21 protein-coding genes and 1 pseudogene are annotated in these 22,617 nt (G+C 50.7%); 15 read left to right on the forward strand and 7 right to left on the reverse strand.

All coding sequences use genetic code 11. The annotated features are described in order from the left end of the window. The first annotated feature begins 348 nt into the window (after positions 1-348). From C7A19_RS04130 to C7A19_RS04140, 3 genes are all read left to right on the forward strand, one after another. Positions 349-2,298: a methyl-accepting chemotaxis protein gene (locus C7A19_RS04130; protein ID WP_116644249.1), complete on the forward strand. Its 1,950-nt coding sequence runs from the start codon at positions 349-351 to the stop codon at positions 2,296-2,298. Positions 2,299-2,384: 86 nt separating this feature from the next. Next, the gene (locus C7A19_RS04135) at positions 2,385-3,263 is read left to right on the forward strand and encodes a LysR family transcriptional regulator (protein WP_069362589.1); all 879 of its coding nucleotides are present in this window, start codon (positions 2,385-2,387) and stop codon (positions 3,261-3,263) included. Positions 3,264-3,401: 138 nt separating this feature from the next. Continuing rightward, a complete protein-coding gene (locus C7A19_RS04140; RefSeq protein WP_116644250.1) occupies positions 3,402-4,328 on the forward strand; it encodes a putative sulfate exporter family transporter in 927 nt (308 codons plus the stop codon). Between the two features lie 20 nt (positions 4,329-4,348). Here C7A19_RS04140 and C7A19_RS15525 read toward each other — a convergent pair whose 3' ends face one another. Continuing rightward, complete coding sequence (locus C7A19_RS15525) at positions 4,349-4,495, reverse strand: hypothetical protein (protein ID WP_155522538.1); 147 nt, start codon at positions 4,493-4,495, stop codon at positions 4,349-4,351. Between the two features lie 270 nt (positions 4,496-4,765). On the opposite strand from C7A19_RS15525, the pseudogene C7A19_RS04145 reads away from it, so the two are divergent. The 3 genes and pseudogenes from C7A19_RS04145 to C7A19_RS04155 all read left to right on the forward strand — a co-directional run. Next, positions 4,766-5,398: pseudogene (locus C7A19_RS04145) on the forward strand (cation transporter); the annotation flags it as partial. Between the two features lie 321 nt (positions 5,399-5,719). Then, positions 5,720-6,166: a GNAT family N-acetyltransferase gene (locus C7A19_RS04150; RefSeq protein ID WP_116644252.1), complete on the forward strand. Its 447-nt coding sequence runs from the start codon at positions 5,720-5,722 to the stop codon at positions 6,164-6,166. 209 nt (positions 6,167-6,375) lie between these two features. Next, positions 6,376-7,395 carry a S66 peptidase family protein gene (locus tag C7A19_RS04155; protein ID WP_116644253.1) on the forward strand — a complete coding sequence of 340 codons (1,020 nt, stop codon included), beginning with the start codon at positions 6,376-6,378 and terminating at the stop codon, positions 7,393-7,395. A 7-nt stretch (positions 7,396-7,402) separates the two neighbouring features. On the opposite strand, the gene C7A19_RS04160 is transcribed toward C7A19_RS04155, so the two are convergent. Next, a complete protein-coding gene (locus C7A19_RS04160; protein WP_116644285.1) occupies positions 7,403-8,041 on the reverse strand; it encodes an NAD(P)-dependent oxidoreductase in 639 nt (212 codons plus the stop codon). A gap of 107 nt (positions 8,042-8,148) precedes the next feature. Here C7A19_RS04160 and C7A19_RS04165 point away from each other — a divergent pair, with 107 nt between their 5' ends. Next, complete coding sequence (locus C7A19_RS04165; RefSeq protein WP_116644254.1) at positions 8,149-9,057, forward strand: LysR family transcriptional regulator; 909 nt, start codon at positions 8,149-8,151, stop codon at positions 9,055-9,057. Positions 9,058-9,069: 12 nt separating this feature from the next. Here the strand turns inward: C7A19_RS04165 and C7A19_RS04170 are convergent, their stop codons facing one another. Continuing rightward, positions 9,070-9,576 carry an SCP2 sterol-binding domain-containing protein gene (locus C7A19_RS04170; RefSeq protein WP_162300238.1) on the reverse strand — a complete coding sequence of 169 codons (507 nt, stop codon included), beginning with the start codon at positions 9,574-9,576 and terminating at the stop codon, positions 9,070-9,072. Between the two features lie 219 nt (positions 9,577-9,795). Here C7A19_RS04170 and C7A19_RS04175 point away from each other — a divergent pair, with 219 nt between their 5' ends. The 7 genes from C7A19_RS04175 to yqfB all read left to right on the forward strand — a co-directional run bounded on the left by C7A19_RS04175 (position 9,796) and on the right by yqfB (position 17,026). Then, positions 9,796-10,791 carry a peptidase U32 family protein gene (locus C7A19_RS04175; RefSeq protein WP_116644256.1) on the forward strand — a complete coding sequence of 332 codons (996 nt, stop codon included), beginning with the start codon at positions 9,796-9,798 and terminating at the stop codon, positions 10,789-10,791. Positions 10,792-10,800: 9 nt separating this feature from the next. Next, on the forward strand, positions 10,801-11,676 hold the full coding sequence (locus C7A19_RS04180; RefSeq protein WP_116644257.1) for a U32 family peptidase: 876 nt from the start codon (positions 10,801-10,803) through the stop codon (positions 11,674-11,676). A 143-nt stretch (positions 11,677-11,819) separates the two neighbouring features. Further along, the gene (locus C7A19_RS04185; RefSeq protein WP_077459170.1) at positions 11,820-12,311 is read left to right on the forward strand and encodes a GNAT family N-acetyltransferase; all 492 of its coding nucleotides are present in this window, start codon (positions 11,820-11,822) and stop codon (positions 12,309-12,311) included. Then, on the forward strand, positions 12,308-12,706 hold the full coding sequence (locus C7A19_RS04190) for a VOC family protein (RefSeq protein WP_116644258.1): 399 nt from the start codon (positions 12,308-12,310) through the stop codon (positions 12,704-12,706). The genes C7A19_RS04185 and C7A19_RS04190 overlap by 4 nt, the downstream gene beginning before the upstream one ends. 186 nt (positions 12,707-12,892) lie before the next feature. After that, positions 12,893-15,070 (forward strand): catalase/peroxidase HPI, encoded by a 2,178-nt coding sequence (katG, locus tag C7A19_RS04195; protein WP_116644259.1) that lies wholly within the window; start codon positions 12,893-12,895, stop codon positions 15,068-15,070. A 181-nt stretch (positions 15,071-15,251) separates the two neighbouring features. Then, the gene (dcuC, locus tag C7A19_RS04200) at positions 15,252-16,619 is read left to right on the forward strand and encodes an anaerobic C4-dicarboxylate transporter DcuC (RefSeq protein WP_077659512.1); all 1,368 of its coding nucleotides are present in this window, start codon (positions 15,252-15,254) and stop codon (positions 16,617-16,619) included. A 92-nt stretch (positions 16,620-16,711) separates the two neighbouring features. Continuing rightward, positions 16,712-17,026 carry a N(4)-acetylcytidine aminohydrolase gene (gene yqfB / locus C7A19_RS04205; protein WP_077522513.1) on the forward strand — a complete coding sequence of 105 codons (315 nt, stop codon included), beginning with the start codon at positions 16,712-16,714 and terminating at the stop codon, positions 17,024-17,026. Positions 17,027-17,158: 132 nt separating this feature from the next. Here yqfB and C7A19_RS04210 read toward each other — a convergent pair whose 3' ends face one another. From C7A19_RS04210 to budA, 3 genes are read right to left on the reverse strand one after another with little or no spacing between them, the layout of a single operon-like run. After that, positions 17,159-17,917: an SDR family NAD(P)-dependent oxidoreductase gene (locus tag C7A19_RS04210; RefSeq protein WP_069362573.1), complete on the reverse strand. Its 759-nt coding sequence runs from the start codon at positions 17,915-17,917 to the stop codon at positions 17,159-17,161. 25 nt (positions 17,918-17,942) lie between these two features. Then, on the reverse strand, positions 17,943-19,625 hold the full coding sequence (gene alsS, locus C7A19_RS04215; protein WP_116644260.1) for an acetolactate synthase AlsS: 1,683 nt from the start codon (positions 19,623-19,625) through the stop codon (positions 17,943-17,945). A 41-nt stretch (positions 19,626-19,666) separates the two neighbouring features. Next, positions 19,667-20,443, reverse strand: coding sequence for an acetolactate decarboxylase (gene budA, locus C7A19_RS04220; protein WP_116644261.1), 777 nt, complete (start codon positions 20,441-20,443; stop codon positions 19,667-19,669). A 194-nt stretch (positions 20,444-20,637) separates the two neighbouring features. Between budA and C7A19_RS04225 the strand changes: the two genes are divergently transcribed. After that, a complete protein-coding gene (locus C7A19_RS04225) occupies positions 20,638-21,555 on the forward strand; it encodes a LysR family transcriptional regulator (RefSeq protein WP_116644262.1) in 918 nt (305 codons plus the stop codon). Here the strand turns inward: C7A19_RS04225 and C7A19_RS04230 are convergent. Beyond that, on the reverse strand, positions 21,552-22,610 hold the full coding sequence (locus C7A19_RS04230; RefSeq protein WP_116644263.1) for a hypothetical protein: 1,059 nt from the start codon (positions 22,608-22,610) through the stop codon (positions 21,552-21,554). The genes C7A19_RS04225 and C7A19_RS04230 overlap by 4 nt on opposite strands. Between the last annotated feature and the right edge of the window lie 7 nt (positions 22,611-22,617).

Raw genomic sequence — 22,617 nt, forward strand, 5'->3', positions numbered from 1 at the left:
CTCGGCGTTCGCGCTGTGCCGGTTCAAGTCCGGCCCGGGGCACCATAGCACTCTCATTATCCTATCTATTGTTTACTTCCATTTTTTATTCGCGCTTCTTCAGTGTCTGTTTTAATATTTTGAAACCTTTCAATCCAATTCCCTTGTGCTAAACAGGGTTGAATTATGGCGAATTTGTATAGAGTTTAGGGTAAATGTGCTGATCTTCTGGATACTATCCTTCCTTTTACTCAATGATCTCGCCAAAGCACCATATATTATGTCGTTTGTCATTATCCCGTCATGCTTGTCTAATTTGCTGACTAATATTGATGTGTTGGTTAGTAATGATAATAAAAAGGACGGCGTATGCGTTGGCAAACTCTTTCAATCAGAAAGCGAATTTATATTGTTCTTTCGACTATCTTAGTGCTCAGCACTTTGATTGCGATGGTGCAACAAGCGATGTTGTCGGCAAACAAGCAACTCGATGATCTCAAGAATATTATATTACCCAGTCAGCTGAGGGGGCTGGCGTTTGAAATTAGTAATGAGCTACAACCTGCGATCACCGGCTCTAACTTTCTTGCCCATCACACTGGACTGATCGATTGGGTGGATAATGGCGGTGATCTGACCAATCTCGCGCCAATTCATCAAGCGCTGTCGAATGCCAAGACGCGTTTGGGGGCAGACAACGCATTTGCAACGCTCGATAGCAGCCAAGGGAAGTATATTTTTACTTATGATGGCGAGCATCGCAGCGCCTCAATGACCACTTATCCGTTTAAAGATTTTTACCCGAATTTTCTGAGCAAGAATCAGCCCTATGAGCTGAATATGAACAAAGACCCCAATAGCAATCAATATGTGATTTTCATTAATTATCGCAGCGTGCCAGAAAATCCTGCGACGGGTCAGCCGTACGTTGTAGCGGGGGTAGGGTTTAATGTCAGTAGCTTAGTGAATCTGGTACAGGGATTTCGCATTGGTGAGCAGGGAAGAGCCATGCTTGCCGCGCGTGACGGCAGTGTGCAGGTCGCACCGACCGATTCGGCACTGAATAAGGACAATGCGAGCGCATTTCGCCAAGCGGTAACTAAGGGGACGGATAAACCAGTGATCAGCGAAGTCACCATCGGTGATGAAGCGTTTCTGCTGGGGTCTTATTGGCTCGCAGACTTGGACCGTTTCGTGGTGGTTGAAATCCCCAAAGCTCAAATCACAGAGCCCATTCTGAATCAATTCATTCAGTCTTTATTAGTGACCTTAGTGTTTATTGCTATTGCACTCCTTGTCACCCATTGGGTGATCAGTAGTTTGACGCAACCGATAAAAAAGCTTTCCGCCGAGGTCGATGAAATTGCCAGTCGACTCGACTTGAGCCACCAGATAGCAGTGAACGATCAAGCAGAAGTCGGTCGCCTAGCAAATAAAATCAATGGCTTGCTAGCGCGTATTCGAGATGCATTGCAAGCAGTAAACCAGACGGTGGACGAGTCACAGTCTGCATTTGGTGTCCTCAAGCAGCAAGCTCATGAGGTGAATCAAGCCGGTATGGTGCAGCAACAGTCGCTACAAACGATCTCTGCCGCGAGCCAAGATATCACCGAAATCACCACCGAGGTGACGGATTCGGCTAATCACGCTGGCGAGTTGTCTCAAGCTGGGAATGCGGCGCTTAAAGAAGCGTTAAATGGCATGCATACCAGCCTGCGGCATATTGAGCAACTGGGCGAAAATATGGCCTCGAGTCAGAGCAGTTTGGATGAGCTGAATCACCATATCGAGAATATTCTTCGCGTGCTTGAGGTGATCAGCACCATCTCGGAACAAACCAATTTACTCGCACTAAACGCGGCGATTGAGGCAGCGCGAGCGGGCGAACATGGTCGTGGTTTTGCGGTGGTTGCTGATGAAGTGCGCTCCTTGTCGCAGCGCACCGGTGAGTCGACCAGTGAGATCCAAGAAATTATCAATCAGCTGCGCTCGGCATCAGATAATGTGACTGGGCAAATCAACCAAGTCAGTCAGGATAGCCAGCATAGCCTCGACACTCACCAACAAGCGGTAGAAAATATGCGCACCTTGGATAGCCATTTGCAGCAACTGTTTGAACATAATGGGCGGATTGCCGAGGGGGCCAACACGCAAAGCGGCGCGGTGAATGAAATCAATCAGAGCATTGAAGAGCTCGCTCAGCAGGGCACCCGCACTCAAGAGGTGTTTGAGCAAAGTGAACAGGCGGTGAGTGGGTTTGATTTACGCATGAAAGAGCTCACCAAAAAAGTCAGCGCGTTTAAAGGGTTGAATGCGTAATCGCCGCGCGTCCAAGGGCGCTGATAAGCGGTAATAGCGCTTTGTGTCTTTGCCGCGCTCCGGTAGGATAGCGTGAGGAGGGCGGCATGAATCTAACCCAAATTGATGCGTTTTGTGCAGTCGCAGAGACCGGCTCAGTGTCTGAAGCTGCACGTCAGCTGGATGTGAATCGTTCACGATTGAGTATGGCGATTAAGGCGCTCGAGCAATCACTTAACGCCGAATTGTTCTATCGCACCGGTAACCGTCTGACACTGTCGGAAATCGGCAAAGCCGTTTACAAAGATTTCGAGAGTATATCGGTCACCGCGGCCCGCATTCGTCGCACGTGCGAGCAAGCGAACGCGGGCTTTAATGCCGAAGTGTGGATTGCGCGTGATGATGCGATCCCCGATCAACTTTGGCAGGACTGGGCGCACCAGCTAAACAAGCGCTTTACGGCGACGTCCTTCAACCTGGTGTTAGCGTCGAGCGGTGATCTGGCCAATTTGGTTGAAACACAACAAGTCGATTTTGCCTTTGGAGTAGACTACGAGCGGATTGATGATCCGCGCATCAACTATCAGCCGCTGGGTAAAATTCGCATGATGTCGGTGTGCAACAGTGACCACCCGTTGAGCCGTTTGCGCCGAGTCAGTGATGATCAATTGCGTAATGCCATGCAAGCGGTCATGGTCTATCTCAATGAAAAAGACAATCCCGAGCTTCAACCTTTCTCACGCCGCTACATTGGCTTTTCGAGCTTTGAATATATGCTCAATACCATCTTACAAGAAGAAGCCTGGGGCGTGTTGCCTGAGCCGCTGATCCGGCAATACTTACGAGAACAGCGCTTAGCAGTGATCAAACACACCTATGGCTTAACCCAAGAAGACTATTGTCTATTCACCGCCTCAGGGATGGCCGAGCACCCTGGAATCCAATGGCTGAGTGATAGCATTACCAACTACTTGTTTGATTTCTAAGTACGCGGCTTGATAAGTGGTTTTTCAAGACGTTGCGATATAGGTTAAGCAAACCTTAACCTAGGTTAAAAAGTTTAAGATTTTCTGAACACCTACCGAGCGCTACAATGCCGTCACTGATTTTTACTGAGCATCATTATGACCGCATACACGCGTTATCTTCCTTTTTCATTGGCTGTTTTAGCTTGTTTAACCCCTTGGGTAAGCTCGCCGATCGCTCTGGTGCTAGGCTTTTTGTTGACCTCTTTGGGCTGGGTGCCAAGCGCAATTCCCCTCACCAAAATCACCAAAAAATTGCTGGCCTATTCGATTGTGGGTCTAGGGTTTGGTATCTCACTGCAAGAGGCGCTCGCCGTGACAGGCGATGGGATAGGGCTGATTATTGCCACCATTGCAGGCACGTTGGTTTTTGGCACACTGCTGGCCAAACTGATGGGGCTGGATAAAAAGACCGGTCACCTGATTGCCTCAGGCACTGCGATTTGTGGCGGCAGTGCAATCGCAGCTGTCTCGCCCGCTATCAACGCGGATGATAAACAAATTGGTCTGGCGTTAGGCACGGTGTTTGTGTTGAATTCATTGGCGCTGTTTGTGTTTCCCATGGTAGGACATGCGTTGGGGCTAGATCAGCACACGTTTGGAACCTGGGCGGCAATCGCGATTCATGATACGTCATCGGTGGTGGGCGCGGCGTCTGCTTATGGTGAGCAAGCACTAACCACCGCGACCACCCTCAAACTTGCGCGTGCATTATGGATTGTGCCTGTGGCGTTTGTCAGTGCACTCATGTTTCGCAGCCACGCTAAAAAAATCACGATTCCGTACTTTATCGTTTTCTATTGTCTGGCGATTGGTATCAGTGATGTCTTTGTCCAAGCGCAACCTATCTATGAGGTAATTTTCGCCATCTCAAAGCAAGTATTAGTGGTGTGCTTGTTCTTGATAGGCTGCAGTATTTCTGTCACCCAGCTGCGCACGGCAGGCCCTAAGCCTTTACTGTTTGGTGTTGCGCTGTGGGTGATTATCTCCTGTACATCGCTTGCTTGGCTGCTGCTCGCTGCCTAGTCTCCATCGTTGCCTCAGGTTCATTCATGCGGCGTGTCCTGAGGTAAACGTAATACCGCGACCAACAGAAACGCGCTGAGTGCTGCACCGAACTGCCACCATCCTGTGCTGGTTATCGCGAGGAAAAGCTGCAAGCTAATTGCCGCGAGTAACACGCCTTTTCTCATCTTCTTAGTCCATAAAGAATCTAAATTTAGATTGAGTATGCGTAAAAGTTATATACAAGCAAAATGCGATTTAGCGCTATCTCATAACTAAAATTTGTTTAGAACACTCACTGTCAGAAATATTGACAGTTATTTTTGCTTGTAAGTAATTGAAATGATATGACTTTTATTGAACTCTTTACAGAGTGATGAAAATATCAGCAAGTTCGTGTTTGTAAAGCGGCGCAGTAGCACCAAGAATATGTGCGTGTTTTCTACTTTTGGTGTTTTATGTCTCCTCAAAACGTGATCAATGAAAAGTCAGTATTAGTGTTTTCGGCCCTTCTCGCATTTGGGTTTGCCATCGCCGGCCTTGCCGTTGGATGGATTGCTGGCTCTTTAGTGATTATGTTCGACGGTATCTACTCGTTGATTAGTCTAGTGTTAACTTTGTTGTCACTGGGAGCGTCATGGTATATCCACTCGCGTTACGCACGGCCGATCACACGTGCGCTGCTTACTCCGCTTGTTGTCGCCATCAAAGGCGCTGTGATTATGTTGTTGGTGAGTTATTCTCTGTATGAAGCGGTCTCCTCCTTGGTCGAAGGCGGACGTGCGGTTAACCCGTCATTGGCGGTGCTATTTGGTATTGTCAACGTTGTGGGTTGTGGCTACGGATGGTGGATGATTGCACGTAAAAACCAAGCAGGGCAAAGCCAGTTAGTAGAGGCGGAATCGCGCCAGTGGCAAATGGACACCTTATTAAGTCTGGCGGTCACCTTGGGCTTTCTAGGTGCTTGGTTAGTGGCGCATTCACCTTGGTCGGATTATGCGGTTTATGCAGATCCTATGATGATGGTATTGATGTCGTTCTACTTCATCAAAGTGCCATTTGTCATGGTGCGTAACGCGTTAAAAGAGCTCGCGCCTGTTACAGTAAAGTGGTATCGCACCCGCTCAATGGCGTAATCGGAACATGACGCAATACGGACCTACCCAAACGATCCTATACCCGTGCAGGGGTCGATAGATGCTGAGGCGGCGTTTAGCCGCCTTATTTATTTCATGTTATGCACTATAACTTTTTTGATTGGCTTTCATATCAACCTAGATACTGTGAGCGATTTCAACGTAGTGTGACGGTATACATTTGGTCCTTTATGCTCGTCTGTTGAGGTGTTGACAGCAGAACGTCGCGACGGCGCTTACACTGAAAAGTAACCATGGCGCTGTAGTAGAGAGAGAATGTTGCATATAGTAAAAGCGGAGTTAAATGATCTAGAAGCCCTCATGGTGTTATTTGACCAGTACCAGCGCTGGCTCGCGATTCGTCCGCCGCTCAGCCAAACAAGGGCGTTTACTGAGCAACGGTTGCGCGAGCAAGATACGTGTATATTGACCGCTTCTTACCAATCCTCCATGGTGGGATTTGTCCACCTAACGCCTTTGTATTCATTGGCGAGGGCGCGCCGTGGCTTAATTATTAACGATTTGTACGTGCAGCCGGATTCACGGCGACAAGGTGTCGCGCGGGCGTTAATCTCGCACGCTCACAAGGAGGCTCGTGCCCGCCAAGCCGCTTGCTTATTGCTACAAACCCATCAAAGCAACCATGCCGCTCATCATCTTTTTGAATCTTTTGGTTTTATTTGCGACGTTAGCCAGTATTATTTTCTGGACGTGACCGATTAACGGGTGACGAAAGGCGTAGCGAATGGCGTACGATTTTGTGGTCGTTGGGGGCGGTATCGTCAGCGTTGCCACCGCTTGGCAGTTGCAACAGTGGTATCCAAAAAAATGTCAGACTATCAGTACGCCACACAGCGATTAATCGGCGGAGTATTGTGAGTGTCTCGTCCAGATGATTTAATGGTGAGAGGTAAAATATCAAGGACGACAATATGTTACTGCCACCATCTCTTAAAAAAGGCGAGACGATTGGCTTTTTCTCGCCATCATCTCCTGCCACCGTATTTGCGCCCCAACGATTTGAACGCGCGATGGACTATGTCAAAGCACAAGGCTTTGATCTGAAGGCGGGGGCATTGACAGGGCAATCGGATCACTATCGCTCAGGCTCGATCAAGGCGCGTGCGGAAGAGCTCAACCAGCTGATCCGTGATCCGAATGTGCGCTGCATCATGTCGACGATTGGTGGAATGAACAGCAATGCTTTGCTTCCCTATATCGATTATGCCGCTTTGGCTGATGATCCTAAGATCATTGTGGGTTATTCGGACCTCACTGCCTTATTGCTCGGTATCTATGCCAAAACGGGATTAATCACGTTTTATGGACCAGCCTTAGTGGCGTCTTTAGGGGAGTTCCCGCCATTGGTTGATGAAACTTTTGACGCGTTTCGAGCGCTAACAACTGAGAATGTGACGCTGCCGATGACCTACAAGATGCCTGCTCAATGGACGGATGTCATGATTGATTGGGGCGAACAGAAAGAGGCAAAACCGACCTATGAGAATGCATGGCAATTTATGGGTAAAGGTCAGGTAAATGGCCGAATTATCGGTGGCAATCTCAATACGCTGAATGGGATCTGGGGAACGCCTTATATGCCAGCGATTGAAACAGGCGATATTCTGCTGATTGAGGACTCTTTGTTGGATATTGCCACGATTGAGCGCTCACTCGCACACCTAAAACTGGCCGGAGTATTTGATACGGTAGATGCGGTGTTACTTGGTAAACACGAGCTGTTTGATGACAAAGGAACGGGACGTTCAACCTATGACGTTCTTGAAGAAATACTCGATGGCCAGCCGCTCGCTGTGGTTGATGGTTTTGACAGTTGCCATACGCATCCGATGTTAACCACCCCTTTGGGGGCCCAAGCCTGTATTGACTTTGATGCCCAGACGGTCTCACTCACGCAACCTTGGTTAGCGGGTGAGCACGCTGGGCAATGAGCTTGGATCAGTAAGCCACACCGATACGTTGGCGACGGTGGGTGCCACTTTCCAGTTCGTCGATCATCGCGATAGCATAGTCAGCAACGCTGATTTTGCTGTCACCATGGTCATCGGTAAGCAAGGTATCCGCGCCAACGCGATAGCGGCCTATTTTGTCGCCCGGGAAAATCTCTGCGGCAGGGCTGACGAACGTCCAATCTAGGGTATGGGCGTGTTCACGGAATACCTTCAAAGCGTCGCCTTGAGCGAGCGCTTCTGCTTTATAAGCGTCAGGGAAGTCGGGCAGGCTGACCAGCTCGACTCTCGGTGCAACTTCTAGTGAGCCAGCACCGCCGACCCAGAGTAAACGGTTGACGTTAGCGGCGGGTAACTCGTCAATTAAGCGCTTGGCGCTGTTTGCCACCATCTCATGGTTGCCTGCAGCGCGCCCGCCCACGGCGGCAATGACTGCATCAGCGTCAGCAACGGCCTGTTGTACAGAGTGATGGTTATTCAGCAAGTCGAATTGACGCACCTCGACATCGTCGCGGGTCACTTTTTCTGGCTGACGGACAAGAGCGATAACCTCATGCCCACGATGACGCGCTTCTTCGACGATTTGGCTACCGATCCAACCTGTTGCACCAATAATTGCGATTTTCATATTGTCTTCCTCATGCTGTGATTGCTTGGATGGATGTAGCTTATTGGTTTTCATTTATTGAATAAATAATCATAATAGATACAGCTTGTATCAATTAAAGAGACAATATGGATAGGCTTACGGCAATACGTAGTTTTGTAGAAGTGGCCAATTGCAAAAGCTTTACGCGGGCGGCCGAACAACTTGGGCTAACGCGTTTGCAGGTTTCAAGGCATGTGCAAGAGGTCGAGCAATGGCTTGCACAGCGTCTGTTACATCGGACAACGCGTAAAGTCAGCTTAACGTATGCCGGTGAGCAAGCCTATGGTCATTGCCAGCGTATTTTGGACGAAGCGGCGGCGTTAACGTTGACGACTGGACGATTACACGGCGCCTTAACCGGTCGTATTCGAGTCGCTGCGCCAATCGGGTTAGCGCAAGGGATCCTTGTTGCGCCAGTAACGCAATTTACCGATGCGCATCCAGAGGTCGTGATTGAAGTGATTGCCTCCGACCAATTTACGCCCTTAGTGGATGAGCGGGTCGATATTGCGCTGCGCTTTACACCTCAGCCGGATGAACATTTAATTGCCCGCAAACTCATGGCCATCGATTCTATAGTGTGTGCATCACCGGCATATATAGCCAGCGCGTCGCAGCCTAATCACCCGAGCGATCTCAGTGATCACCCGTGCTTAATTCATGTCAGCGGTGATCATTGGCAGTTTATTAAAGACAATCGCCGAGAAGAGGTAAGAGTGAGTGGGCCGATTCACGCCAACGACTTAGGCACCTTGGTCAATGCGGCGCGAATGGGAAAAGGGATTGTCCGTGTGCCATGTGATTTAGCCAATCCCTATGTGGAGCAGGGGGAGTTAATACCTTTGCTGACCGATTATCGCTTACCGCCCAGTGCACTGTGGGCGGTCTATTTATCGCGTAGTTATCAACAGCCTGTCGTACGCCACTTTATCGATCACTTAGCAAGCTGCTGGCAGCATGATATTCAAGCGCCCATTGATGGGTCAGATACTTGAAAAGCATGACAACTACAACGCGAGTTTAGTGAGGTAGTGATGGCTTAACGTCAGTGAGCGTGCCAGCGGCTTGGGTAGGGTATCGATTTCGAGGCTATCAAGCAGGTTTTTCACATGCAGCCCGAGTTCGGTATCACCACTGATACTGAGTTGGCGCTGGAAAAACAGCGTATCTGGATCGCAATAGTGAGTCGCCATTTTTAAAAACGCTAACCAATCTCCCTCGATACTGGCGTCTTCTTCCCCAGACAAGCGGACCAATAATTGGTTGTCTTCGTTCAGTGACACGAACCAATTGGCGTTGAGATCGCGCAATCCAATGCGAATGGTACGGCCAGCAAGAAAGTCGAACTCGTCCTCTGCTAGAGGCACCACAAAAGCGGTATTCATGACTTTGGTCAGCACCTGAGCTTGCAGCCCATGTGGTAACTGAGTGATGGCTTTTAGGCCTGGTGTAATCAGGTTGGGCTGAGGCAGTGGCAGGGCAGGGGGTTGTTGGGTGATTGGGTTAACGAGCATTTGGCTTTCCTTTGGTGCCAATGGTTGAATGCCACTAGAGTAGCGAGATTGAATGCTCCGCCATTGGATCCGAGTCAAAAATAAGAGGAGTTTTTGTGCCAACAGCGTCATTTATCGCGATTTTTATCCTCACGGAGAAGTGAGCTTGATACACATCAACCCCCCACATTGGCAACGCCCTTATCTTAGCCGGACAATCATAAAATGGAATGCAATGTTATGGAGCTCCTTTGTCCGGCGGGCAATATTCCGGCGGTTAAAAAAGCGATCGAACATGGCGCCGATGCGGTGTATGTTGGCTTAAAAGACGATACCAATGCGCGCCATTTTGCGGGGCTGAACTTCACCGACAGCAAATTGCAGCGTGCCAGTCAGTATGTGCATGACCACGGTAAAGACTTGCACGTTGCCATTAACACCTTTGCTCATCCCGATGGTTGGCGCCGTTGGCAATATGCGATTGATAGCGCCGCCGGAAATGGCGCTGATGCGCTGATCCTCGCTGACATGGCTTGCTTAGACTACGCCGCCAACACCTATCCCGATTTGGATATACACCTTTCTGTTCAAGCATCCGCCACTAACGCTGGGGCGATCCGTTTCTATCAGCAGCAATATGGCGTTAAACGGGTGGTATTGCCGCGAGTGCTATCTACTCATCAAGTTAAACAACTGGCACGCGATACCGATGTCGATTTAGAGGTATTTGCCTTCGGCAGCCTGTGCATTATGGCCGAAGGGCGCTGCTATTTATCGTCTTATCTTACCGGCCAATCTCCCAATACCGTGGGCGCATGCTCACCGGCGGCATTCGTGCGTTGGCAAGATACCGATCAAGGGCTGGAGTCGCGCTTAAACGGCGTCTTGATTGATCGGTACCAAGCCGATGAAAAAGCGGGGTATCCCACCCTCTGCAAAGGTCGTTTCTGTGTTGACGGCAACCGCTATCACGCACTGGAAGAGCCCACCAGTTTGAACACCTTAAGTGTCCTGCCTGAGCTTTATCGCGCCGGGATCAAATCGGTCAAAATCGAAGGTCGTCAGCGCAGCCCTGCGTATGTGGAGCAAGTTGCTCGGGTATGGCGTCAAGCGATTGATCGCTGTGTCGCAAACCCCGAGGCGTTTGATATTGCACCGGATTGGGCGCATTCGCTCGATAGCCTTTCTGAAGGGGTGCAAACCAGTTTGGGTGCTTACCATCGCAAGTGGCAATAAGGAATTATGATGCAATTTTCTCTCGGGCCAATCCTGTATTACTGGCCTAAGGCTGAGGTTGAAGCCTTTTATCAAGCGGCGGCAGACAGCCAAGCCGATGTGATTTATCTCGGTGAAACCGTCTGTGCCAAGCGGCGAGAGCTGAAAACCAAAGACTGGATCGGGCTCGCGCGTGAGCTGGCTGAGTCTGGTAAACAAGTGGTGCTTTCGACCATGGCGCTGATTGAAGCGCCCTCAGAGCTGACCATGCTGAAACGCTACTGTGACAATGATGATATTCGCATTGAAGCGAATGACGTGAGCGCAGTGCAGTTTTTAAGTGAGCGTCGGCAGCCCTTTGTGGTGGGGGCCGCCATCAATTGCTATAACCCGCAAACATTAAAACAATTTGTCGACCTGGGCATGACGCGCTGGGTGATGCCGGTGGAGCTGTCGCGCGACTGGTTGGTGAATATGTTAAACGGCTGCGATGCACTGGGTATTCGCGACCAGTTTGAGGTAGAGGTCACTGGTTATGGCTACTTACCGTTGGCTTACTCGGCACGCTGTTTTACCGCGCGCTCAGAAAACCGTGCCAAAGATGACTGCGAGCTGTGCTGCCTCAACTACCCCAATGGACGGTTAACGGAATCCCAAGAGGGTCAAGCGGTATTTGTGCTGAACGGCATTCAAACCCAGTCCGGGCAATGCTCCAATCTCGTTAACGATTTACCGTCGATGCAAGGGCTGGTGGACGTGGTGCGGTTAAGCCCACTGTCGCTTGACACCTTGCAATGGGTAGACAAATTCCGTGTTAACCAAGCAGGCAATAACCCGCAACCGCTCAACCACGATTGCAACGGCTATTGGCACCACTTGGCAGGCATGACACAAATCATCGAGTAGTTGACGTTTCCTTTCAAGGGTGTGGGTAGAGTCACTGCATCAGTCTGATTTATCGGCCATTATCTAATGTTGTAGTTTGACTAAACAATTGCATCAGGCGGTTGAGAGCCAGAACACCCCAACACTTGAAAAGGAACACAAGGATGCAAGTGAGACGTGCCTCGGTTGAGGACTTGGATGCCATCTTCGCCCTGAATGTACAAATTGGTGACATGCACCATCAACATGCGCCGCATTTGTTTGCAACGCCTGGCCCAAGCGGTCGGGCGTTTTTGCAGCAAGCACTGCAAGAAGAGGATAAGTATTTCTGGGTGGCCGAGCATCAAAACAAAGTGATTGGCTTTTTGTCGGCAAGGCTGGAGTCGTTTGAACATATTCCTCATCTGGTCGACGATCCCATGTGTCATGTGAATACCATCGTGGTTGATCGTGATGCGCGTGGAACCGGGGCGGGCAAAGCGTTAATGGCTGCGTGCACCCAATGGGCGAAAGACAATCATGCCACTGTGATAAAACTAGAAGTGATGACGTTTAATCAGGATGCACAGGCGTTTTATCAAGCGCTGGGGTTTACCCCAGACTCTATCACCATGATGCAAAGATTGAATTGCGAGCCGGAGGAGCCAGCACAATGATTGATAAAAATACCGTGATGCGGGTGGCACGACCCACTGACAATTTAGCCGATATTACCAACATGTATTGTGATGGGCTGGGGTTTGAGCTATTGGCGACGTTTTCTGGCCATAATGATTTTGATGGTGCCATTATTGGTCACCCACACCACAACTATCATCTTGAATTTACCCATCATCGCGGCACGCATGTCGGTCCAGCGCCCTCACAAGAGAATTTACTGGTTTTTTATTTGCCGGATCACGCCGCATGGCAGGCGGCCTGTCAACAAATTGAAGCCGCTGGGTTTAAACCTGTGCCGAGCTACAATAGCTACTGGGATAAAGACGGGCGTACCTTTGAAGATCTCGATGGTTATCGTGTTGTGCTTCAAAATCGCGAATGGGCATGGTGAATGTGAGTTAGCGCGTCGCTCATAAGTTATTGGCTATTAACATTATTGGCATAACAGATTAGCGCTTTGCGTGACTGTCTATTAACTTTACTCATGTTTAGTTAGCAATAACTAATGATAGCGTCAGTGCGGCCTAGTCTGGTGTTTTAGCGTTCGCACTGATGGATAAAACATAAGGAGAAAGCAATGTCTCAGCAACGCTCAACGTCGGGCGGTCAATGCCCCGTGATGCATGGTGGCGCAACATCGGAAGAGATGGCACACAAAACCTGGTGGCCCAATGCACTTAACCTCGACATTCTTCACCAGCACGACACAAAATCAACACCGTTTGATAACGATTTTGATTATCCGTCAGCTCTAAAAACACTCGATATTGACGCACTTAAAAATGACGTTAAGTCGCTACTTACCGACAGTCAGTCATGGTGGCCTGCCGACTGGGGACATTATGGCGGTTTGATGATCCGCATGGCGTGGCACTCCGCGGGGAGCTATCGTATTGCCGACGGCCGCGGTGGCGGTGCGACAGGAAACCAGCGTTTTGCGCCTTTGAACTCATGGCCGGACAACGCCAACCTTGATAAGGCTCGTCGTCTTCTATGGCCGATTAAGAAAAAATACGGCAACAAAATTAGCTGGGCCGATTTAATGTTACTTGCGGGGACGATGGCTTATGAATCGATGGGCTTAAAAACCTATGGGTTCGCATTTGGCCGCGAGGATATTTGGCACCCTGAGAAAGATACCTACTGGGGCGCAGAAAAAGAATGGTTGGCCCCAAGTGATGCTGAGAACAGTCGCTACTCTGGCGAGCGCGATCTGGAAAACCCATTGGCGGCGGTGATGATGGGGCTGATTTATGTCAACCCAGAAGGGGTAGATGGTCATCCCGATCCGCTTAAAACCGCGCAAGATATGCGTGTCACCTTCGAGCGGATGGCGATGAACGATGAAGAAACTGTCGCGCTAACTGCCGGTGGCCATACCGTGGGTAAATGTCACGGTAATGGCGATGCGAGCGTATTAGGACCTGAGCCTGAAGCGGCCGACGTTGATGAGCAAGGCTTAGGCTGGAACAACCACCAAGCGCGCGGCATTGGACGTGATACGGTCACCAGTGGCATTGAAGGGGCTTGGACTACCCATCCCACGCAATGGGATAACGGCTACTTTTATCTCCTGTTTAACTACGAGTGGGAATTGAAGAAAAGCCCTGCGGGTGCCTGGCAGTGGGAGCCTATCGACATCAAAGAAGAAGATAAACCTGTCGATGTGGAAGACCCCACCAGTCGTCGTAATCCGATGATGACGGATGCCGACATGGCACTCAAAATGGATCCGACTTATCGCAAAATTGCGGAGCGTTTCTATCAAAATCCCGAGCAGTTAGCGGATGCCTTTGCTAAAGCTTGGTTTAAACTCACGCACCGCGATATGGGACCCAAATCGCGCTATATCGGCCCAGATGTGCCGAGTGAGGATTTGATTTGGCAAGATCCTGTGCCGGCAGGGCGTGCCGATTATGACGTCGCGGCGGTAAAAGCAGATATTGCCAACAGTGACCTGACGCTGGCAGAGAAAGTGACCACCGCATGGGATAGCGCACGGACTTATCGCCAATCCGATAAGCGGGGTGGGGCGAACGGCGCGCGGATTCGCCTAGCACCGCAAAAAGATTGGCTCGGGAACGAACCGGAGCGTCTAGCGAAGGTGATTAACGTGCTGAGTAATATTGCCCAGAAGCATCAGGTTAGTCTGGCCGATACCATCGTGCTAGCAGGCAACCAAGGCATCGAAGAAGCGGCAAAAGCGGCTGGCGTCCCCGTCGACGTCCCCTTCGCACCTGGCCGCGGTGATGCGACCATGGAGCAAACCGATATTGCTTCGTTTGAGGTGTTAGAACCGGTTGCAGATGGATTCCGCAACTGGCTGAAAAAAGACTACACCGTTCAGCCTGAAGAGTTACTGCTCGATCGTGCCCAATTGATGGGACTCACGGCCCCTGAAATGACGGTGCTACTGGGAGGAATGCGCGTACTGGGTACCAATTATGGCGGTGCGCCGGAAGGTGTGCTGACTGACCGAGTGGGTCAGCTAAGTCATGACTTTTTTGTCAACCTAACAGACATGGCGTATCAATGGAAACCCGTCGGCCGCAACCGCTATGAAATCATTGCACGCGATTCTGGCGCGGTGAAGTGGACGGCAAGTCGCGTCGATCTCGTGTTTGGCTCAAACTCTATATTGCGCGCTTACGCTGAGTTCTACGCGCAAGATGATAACCAAACCAAGTTTGTGCACGATTTTGTTGCAGCGTGGGTGAAGGTGATGAATGCTGACCGCTTTGATCTTCACCACTAGTCGATAACCGAATCAAGATAAACTGTGATCGCCAAGCCGCCTTTTATTGAGAGGCGGCTTTTTATTTGTCTTAAATCAAGCTCGGGCTTGGTTTGTGTCGTGCTACAGGCAGGGGTTTAGTACAGTGAGCTGAGTAAATTCCATCCCATTCTTTTATTTTTACCATCTGGCGGAGTGAATTATGCTAGAGCTGCTCATTGGGCTAGTTGTAACAGTGGCCGTGGGTTACTTCATTGTCAAAGGTTATCGTCCTGCAAGTACCTTGCTAACCGCAGGGATTTTATTACTGATTATCACAGGGCTAATTGGGCACAGTGTCCTGCCGGCTAAATTGACGTCGACGGGCAACCTGTTTACCGACTCGCTTGAATACGTGAAATACATGCTGCAATACCGGGGTGGTGGTCTCGGGATGCAAATTATGTTGTTGTGCGGCTTTGCGGCCTATATGTCGCACATTGGTGCCAACAACGTCGTGGTGAAACAGTTTTCTAAGCCGCTCTCGGTGATCAAGTCACCCTATGTGCTGCTGGTGGCGGCTTACATCGTGGCCTGTTTGATGTCGCTGGCGGTCAGCTCTGCCACTGGATTGGGGGTCCTTCTGATGGCGACCTTGTTCCCGATGATGACCGCGATGGGCATTTCTCGTCCTGCTGCCACCGCGGTTTGTGCATCTCCCGCTGCGATTATCTTGTCACCCACGTCGGGCGATGTGGTGATTGCAGCGGAAAAAGCAGGCCTACCGCTTCACGTGTTTGCGGTCGAAACCGTATTGCCGGTCTCTATTTGCGCGATCATCGTGATGGCCGCCGCGGCTTACTTTTGGAATAAATATCTGGATAACAAAGAAAACACGCCGATGGAGCGTGTGGATGTTTCTGAGATAGAAACGCATGCGCCTGCTTATTATGCGGTGTTGCCGTTTTTACCCATTATTGGGGTGTTTTTGTTTAACGGTGAAACTATTCCAGGTCTCTATCTCGATATCTACACCATTGTGGTGCTGTCAATATTTTTGGGGGCATTGGTGGACTTTGCGACCAAGAAATTTGATGGTAGAAGAACACTAGAAGATCTCGACGCCTGCTACGAAGGTATGGCGGATGCCTTTAAAGGCGTGGTGATGCTGTTGGTGGCTGCCGGGGTGTTTGCCCAAGGCTTGATGTCGATTGGTGCGATTGACAACCTATTGGGCCTGGCGGAAAGTGCGGGCGCAGGCGGTATCGCGCTGATGTTGTTGCTAACCCTGCTCACTGTAGCGGCTGCGATTGCGACTGGATCGGGCAATGCGCCTTTCTATGCGTTTGTCGAACTCGCGCCATCGTTAGCCGCGAAGATGGGACTTAACCCAGCCTTTTTGATTATCCCCATGTTGCAAGCCTCTAACTTAGGCCGCACGGTTTCGCCGGTATCAGGCGTGATTGTAGCGACCTCAGGGATGGCAAAACTCAGCCCGTTTGAGGTGGTTAAACGCACCTCGGTGCCGGTGCTTTGCGGGTTAATTACTGTGATTATTGGCACCCTTGTATTGGTGCCGATGATGGCGTAACGTCGCAAGGCATGTAAAGCCCGCGTGCAGGTGCTCGCGGGCTTTTTAAATCGTATCGCCCCCTTGACCAACACAGTTTGGAAGCAAACAACATGACTGCCCCGACCAAAATCACCTTCTTCTCCACCTTAACGCCCATGGTGGCCGCTGGTGTTAAAACCATCACCATTCGCGATGAGTCCGAAAGTCACTATCAACCTGGTTCGCGTGTCGCGGTGCATCAGCTAGAAACCGATAATTATGTGTGTGACATTGTGATCGACAGCGTTGCTCCACTAGCGTTCGAGGACATTAATGCTCGCCATGCTGAACAAGAGGGGATGTCACTTTCCGAGTTGAAGGCGCTGATTTTGCAAATCTACCCAGAACGCCCGCCGTTGTTTGTGATTGATTTTCACCTTGCGTAACGGTTCGCGCGTGTTCGCAGCGCGTGGACTGGCAGTGCGTCTGATTACATCGCGTCTGATTACATCGCGTCTTATAGCGTTTCACAAAAAAGCGCCCGATAACACGGACGCATTGGGACGCTTGACGGTTTATTAGACGATTTTAGGTTGACCATCCGAGGCGGTGGCACCCCCGTCGACGGGGAGATTAACACCGGAAATAAATGACGCATCGTCACTGACAAGAAATGCTACCGCAGAAGCAACCTCTTCAGGCTCTGCTGGACGACCTAGTGCGATACGTTCATTGAACTTTTCCCGCACCGATTCAGGCCAGCCATTAGTCATATTGGTTTTGACTAAGCTCGGGCAAACGGCATTAATACGCACCCCTTGAAGGCCGTGATCGAGTGCCATGGCACGTGTTAGATTCGCAACCGCGCCTTTTGCAGCACAGTAAAAAGCCGCGCCCCAATCACCGCCCAGGCCTGATACTGACGCCGTATTTACCATCGAGCCTTTGGTTTTTATTAACTCAGGCATGGCGTATTTAGCGCAAAAAACCACACCATCAATATCGACACCTGATACTTTTTCCCAGTCGTCCAATGTGCCGTCAATCACCGAGCCAGGTGTATGCACCCCAGCGTTATTGATCAGCATATCTAACTGACCAAAGTGAGACACCACTTCTTGAATCATGGCTTCTACCGCTTTTGGATCTGACACATCGACAGAGAGCTTCAAGACGCGATCAGCATCGTATTTTGCAGCTGTGTCATTTAATGCCGCTTGGTTCCAGTCCGCAATGGCCACTTTGGCGCCTTCTTGATAAAGGCGGTCGGTAATCGCGGCGCCAATACCGTTGGCGGCACCGGTAATCAATGCGACTTTTTGGTTAATACCTTTCATTGTGTTCTCCTTTATGTCTGTTTGATCAGGCGAATACCGGATCCATGCTGCCGGCCTCGCGTGGGGCCATTAGCTTAAAGTTGTCGCTGTAGTCCACGGGAATGGCGATAACAGCTGGGCCTTGGGTATCCATGGCTTGTTTCAGTTGAGTGACTAAATCTTCTTGTCGTGTCACCGCAAAGCCTTTAGCACCAAAGGACTCGGCGTAGGCTTTAAAGTCAATCGGGCCAAATTTCACACCAGAAAAGCGCTGATATTTTTTGACTTCTTGCATCTCCACCATGTTGTAGGCGTTGTCGACCCAAATGATGTGTAGCAAGTTGCATTTAAGGCGGACTGCGGTTTCAAGCTCCATGCTTGATTGCATAAATCCACCGTCTCCGGACACGGACACCACTTTGCGATCGGGGTTGAGCAAGCTCGCACCAATCCCCCAAGGAAGGGCGACGCCCATGGTTTGTTGACCGTTCGAGACCAACAATTGACGGGAACGGAAACAGTTGAGGTAACGGGCGATCCAGATATGGAAGCTGCCCATGTCTAGGCACAAGGTGGTATCTGGCGTGATCACATCCTGCATTGCCTTGATCAAATGCAGTGGATGCATGGCGAAATCTTGGTGTGAACGACTGTATGCTCGAATGGCTTGGCGCTGGTGGGCGACTTCTTCCAGCAGATCGACCGTCGAGGCGGGCATTAACCACTGATGGTCGAGCTGCTCGGTAAGCGCATTAAGGGTTGGCTCAATTTGGCCAACAAGCTCGACACTGGGGCGGTAATAGTGCTCAATTTCTGCAGGGGCCACATCAATATGGACAATATCGGTATGTTGGGTGTTCCAAAGCTCTGGGTCATACTCAATCGGGCCAAAACCAATGGTGACGATCAGATCAGCGTTCGCTAACAAAAGATCGCCCGGTTGATTATTAAATAATCCGACCCGACCCGCAAAGCGCTGATAGTAGGTGATGTCGACGGTGCCAGCGGCCTGGTAGGTCCCTATGACCGGAAGCTGGGTACGATTGAGTAGGGCGCGAATGGCTGCCGCATTTTCGGGGCGGCTGGCTTGCAAACCGAGTAAAAATACTGGATTACGCGCCCCTTTGATTTTGTTTGCCGCTTCGCGGATAGAGCGTGTATCGGCCACGCCTAGCGGGGCAGGAAATGAGGGGGCGAGTACGCCACTCTCCACGGGTTGGTTGAGAATATCCATCGGTAGACTGACAAAGGCAGCGCCTGGGCGACCGCTTTCTGCCGCACGAAAAGCGTTGGCAAGAATTTCAGAGGTGGCTGAAGCTGCTTGTACTTCAGCACTGTACTTGGTCACCGAATTGAAAATGCTGACGGTATCTAGGCTTTGGTGGGTTTGTTTTTGTTGATCGGCCCGTTTCACCGCCCCTCCTAAAGCAACCACAGGATCGCCTTCAGAATTGGCGGTCGCCACGCCAGTCACTAGGTTCGTGCAGCCCGGACCGGATGTTGCCATGGTAACGCCCGCTTTACCGGTTAAGCGGCCAATAACACCGGCCATAAAGGCGCCATTCGCCTCATGGCGGACCGGGATCATTTTAATATTGGTATCTTCAATCGCATCAAAGAGGCGATCAATTTTTGCCCCGGGAATACCAAAGATATAATCGACGCCTTGGCGTTCTAGGTGATTTGCGACCAGTTGTGCGCCTGTGTCCCACTGTGTTGTTTTTGTCATCTTGGGCTCCTCGTGAGGTTAGCTCCCTATGGGAGGTGATATTATTTTTCTGCTTGTTCGATAGCGGCGTGTATGTTGTCCGGGGTTAAGTTCGCGCCGAGGAAGCTGGCATTCGTTGGTAGATCAATGACCAATTTTGAGACTCGACCAATTTGCAAGGTGCCACAGGCCAATTCGTAGTCTTGAACATGCCCCCCGCCTTGGCGTGTGTCAGTGATAAAATGCTCGTGATAGCCAGCGACGTTGATCCCTTGGGTATACTGTGGGCTGCGAAAGCCCGCAATCACGCCATTGACATGATCAAAGCGAAACTCTGGCTGGGCGGCGATAGCCTCAAGCATGGGTTTGTACGGCGGAGTTTGTTTGGGCACAGTACGGGTGCGCACATGTTCAAAGGCCCCATCGATACGAACCGCACAAAAAATATTGTCGCTTGGCACCCAGCTATCGATGACATCGTGCAGCTCTTGGCGCGACATGGGATGATCAAAAGACTGGCTGATCTCTGACTTGAAGAAGGTCATGACCGCAAAGGGAGTCTTTTGCTCTGGATCGGCATGACGCGCCGAGCCATCACTGCGCAGTTGGAATAGGGTTTTATCAAAGGCGATGAGTTCACCGTCGAGTTGGTTGAATGTGCCGAGGCCGAAGTCGCCATGTTTAAGGAGATCGGCCATGGTGGTTTCTCCTTCGTAAACGCCATCAATCAAGGCACTCATCAAAGAGGTTTGATAGATTTCGCCCTCTCCAGTGTGTTGGTGATGTTCAACATAGGCGGCCGCAATGTGCTCGGCGCAGTGGCAGGTTTGGGTGCTCATAAAGCGTCCTCGTTAACCGTGTTTAACAACCGTTCTGATAACCAAACGGTTGGTTGCGTGATACCTATGGCTATGATGCGAGCTGGCGTGGATAGCATCCAATACAAAAAAGGTTGGCTTTGATATCGAAAAGATATGGCACATAAAAAACGTGTTAAGATACTGAATACCAGAAAGTTCTCAGAGGTAAGGTCATGGAGCTAAGGTATTTACGGTATTTTGTAACGGTGGCAGAGTGCCAGCACTTTACCCGCGCAGCTGAAAAGTTGGGCATTGCGCAACCACCACTGAGTCAACAAATTAAAAAGCTAGAGCAAGAGGTGGGGGTGCCTTTGTTTGAACGCTTATCGCGCGGGGTGGCGTTAACACCCGCCGGTCAGGTGCTTTATGATGATGCGGTGAAAATCTTGGCGCAGTTAGATCATGCGGTGCAGCGGGTCAAACAAGTCGCGCGAGGCGAGCGAAATCAACTGCGACTTGGTTTTGCCAGCTCGACGGTGGTGAGCCAAGCGGTGTTAGAGCTTGTTCGGCGGTTACAGCAATCCCATCCAGACATTGATTTTCAACCGATAGAGTTACCCATGCCTGCGCTGGTGGAAACCTTGCGCCAGCAGGATGTCGATCTCGCCTTTCTTCGCCTGCCTTGTTATGCCAGTGACCACGTGGCGCACACGCCGCTTTTTTCTGATCCGTTTAAGCTGGTGGTGCCTGCTCATCATGCTTTTGCCAAGCAGCAAAGCGTGACGTTGTCACAACTAGGGCATGATCCGATTATTCTGTTTCCGCGTGATATTGGCCCCGGATTACACGATGCCTTAGTGGATGGGTTAAAAGGGGCAGGACTGACGCCATCGAATGCTTCGTTGGCGCCGCAATTGCATTCGGCAACGGCGATGGTTTCCGCGGGGTTTGGGATTGCCCTAGTGCCTGAATCATTGACGACGCAACTGAGCGACCATGTTGCTGTGGTAAGCGTTGAGGACATGCCCTTGGTGAGTCACGTCGTGTTGGCGTGGCAGCGTACCAATACTGCTCGGGTGGTACGCCAGTGCATCCATACCGCACGTGAACAAATCGAACGCTTGGCGTCAGAGCCTGTCGCGGGCGACTAAGATTGTTGCGCTGCGCGTTGCAGAAACTCCAATTGCATCCGCTCTTGCTCGTTCATTTGATAGGGCTCGTCGGATAATTGTCCGGTATCGAAAGTACCGAGTGAATAATAGTCTTGTGGGCTGATGCCAAATTGTGCCCGTTCACCGGGATAACCGGACATACGCTCAATGACCACGTCTTTCAGTTGCCATTCATCACCATAGCCACGCATTGCGGCTTTGAACGCGCGTAGCGCCAGAGTTTGCTCTCCTTCACTGAGGCGTGTCTTACTGGTTAATGCCGCAACGGGTTGATCGTCAGCAGTAAATAGATTGGCACGCACTCGGTAAATACCGCTTTTGTCGATATCCAAAACCAGTGGTATCACCATATCTGGCCCGCGGCCGAAAACCGGCTTCACCCCTTTCACTTCCGCAATAGGTTGATAAAGACGAAAGTCGGCAGTGAGCACGTCGTCGCCCCCGTCAAAATTGAGAGCCGCTTTGAGGCGAAGCTCAATGGGCCAGTCAGCTTCGGGCTCAATGTTCCACTGTGTCTCTGTCACATTGAGGCGGGTCAATTCCCGATTAGTCTCGACATCAATGACCGACACAGTCGCGTGATTAAAAGAGGCCGGGGTGATCAGTGAGGCTTGAATATTTTCCGGATAAAAGTAGCGGTATTGGTTGAGCTTTAATGCTGCTTTTACCGAGCCATCGAGGATCGGCATCGGCGTCGAGACATATCGATTCCAGTGTAGATAAGGGCTTTGCTTCGATGGAATAGGGATCGAATAGGAGGGGTGCTGGATTTGCTCTGCATAGTCGGCCGCAATGTAGCTCAGTGTCGGTGCCATCGAGGTTTGTACGATATCGGGTTCTTCTGGACGATATTGCTCATTTCGAGGGGTAGACGCTGGCGTCGATGGCTCGTATTCGGCAACGTCGGGCGATGGCTGTTGAATGCTCTGTTCAGCCGTCATTTTGGTGGGCGGCGCGCCGGGAGTATCAAGCCATAGGTAGGCAGTAATGCCAATGGATACGACCAAGGTTACTGCGAGTAGCAGTCGAGTCATAGCAATC

The organism is Salinivibrio sp. HTSP, assembly GCF_003390965.1.
Classification (GTDB): domain Bacteria; phylum Pseudomonadota; class Gammaproteobacteria; order Enterobacterales; family Vibrionaceae; genus Salinivibrio; species Salinivibrio kushneri.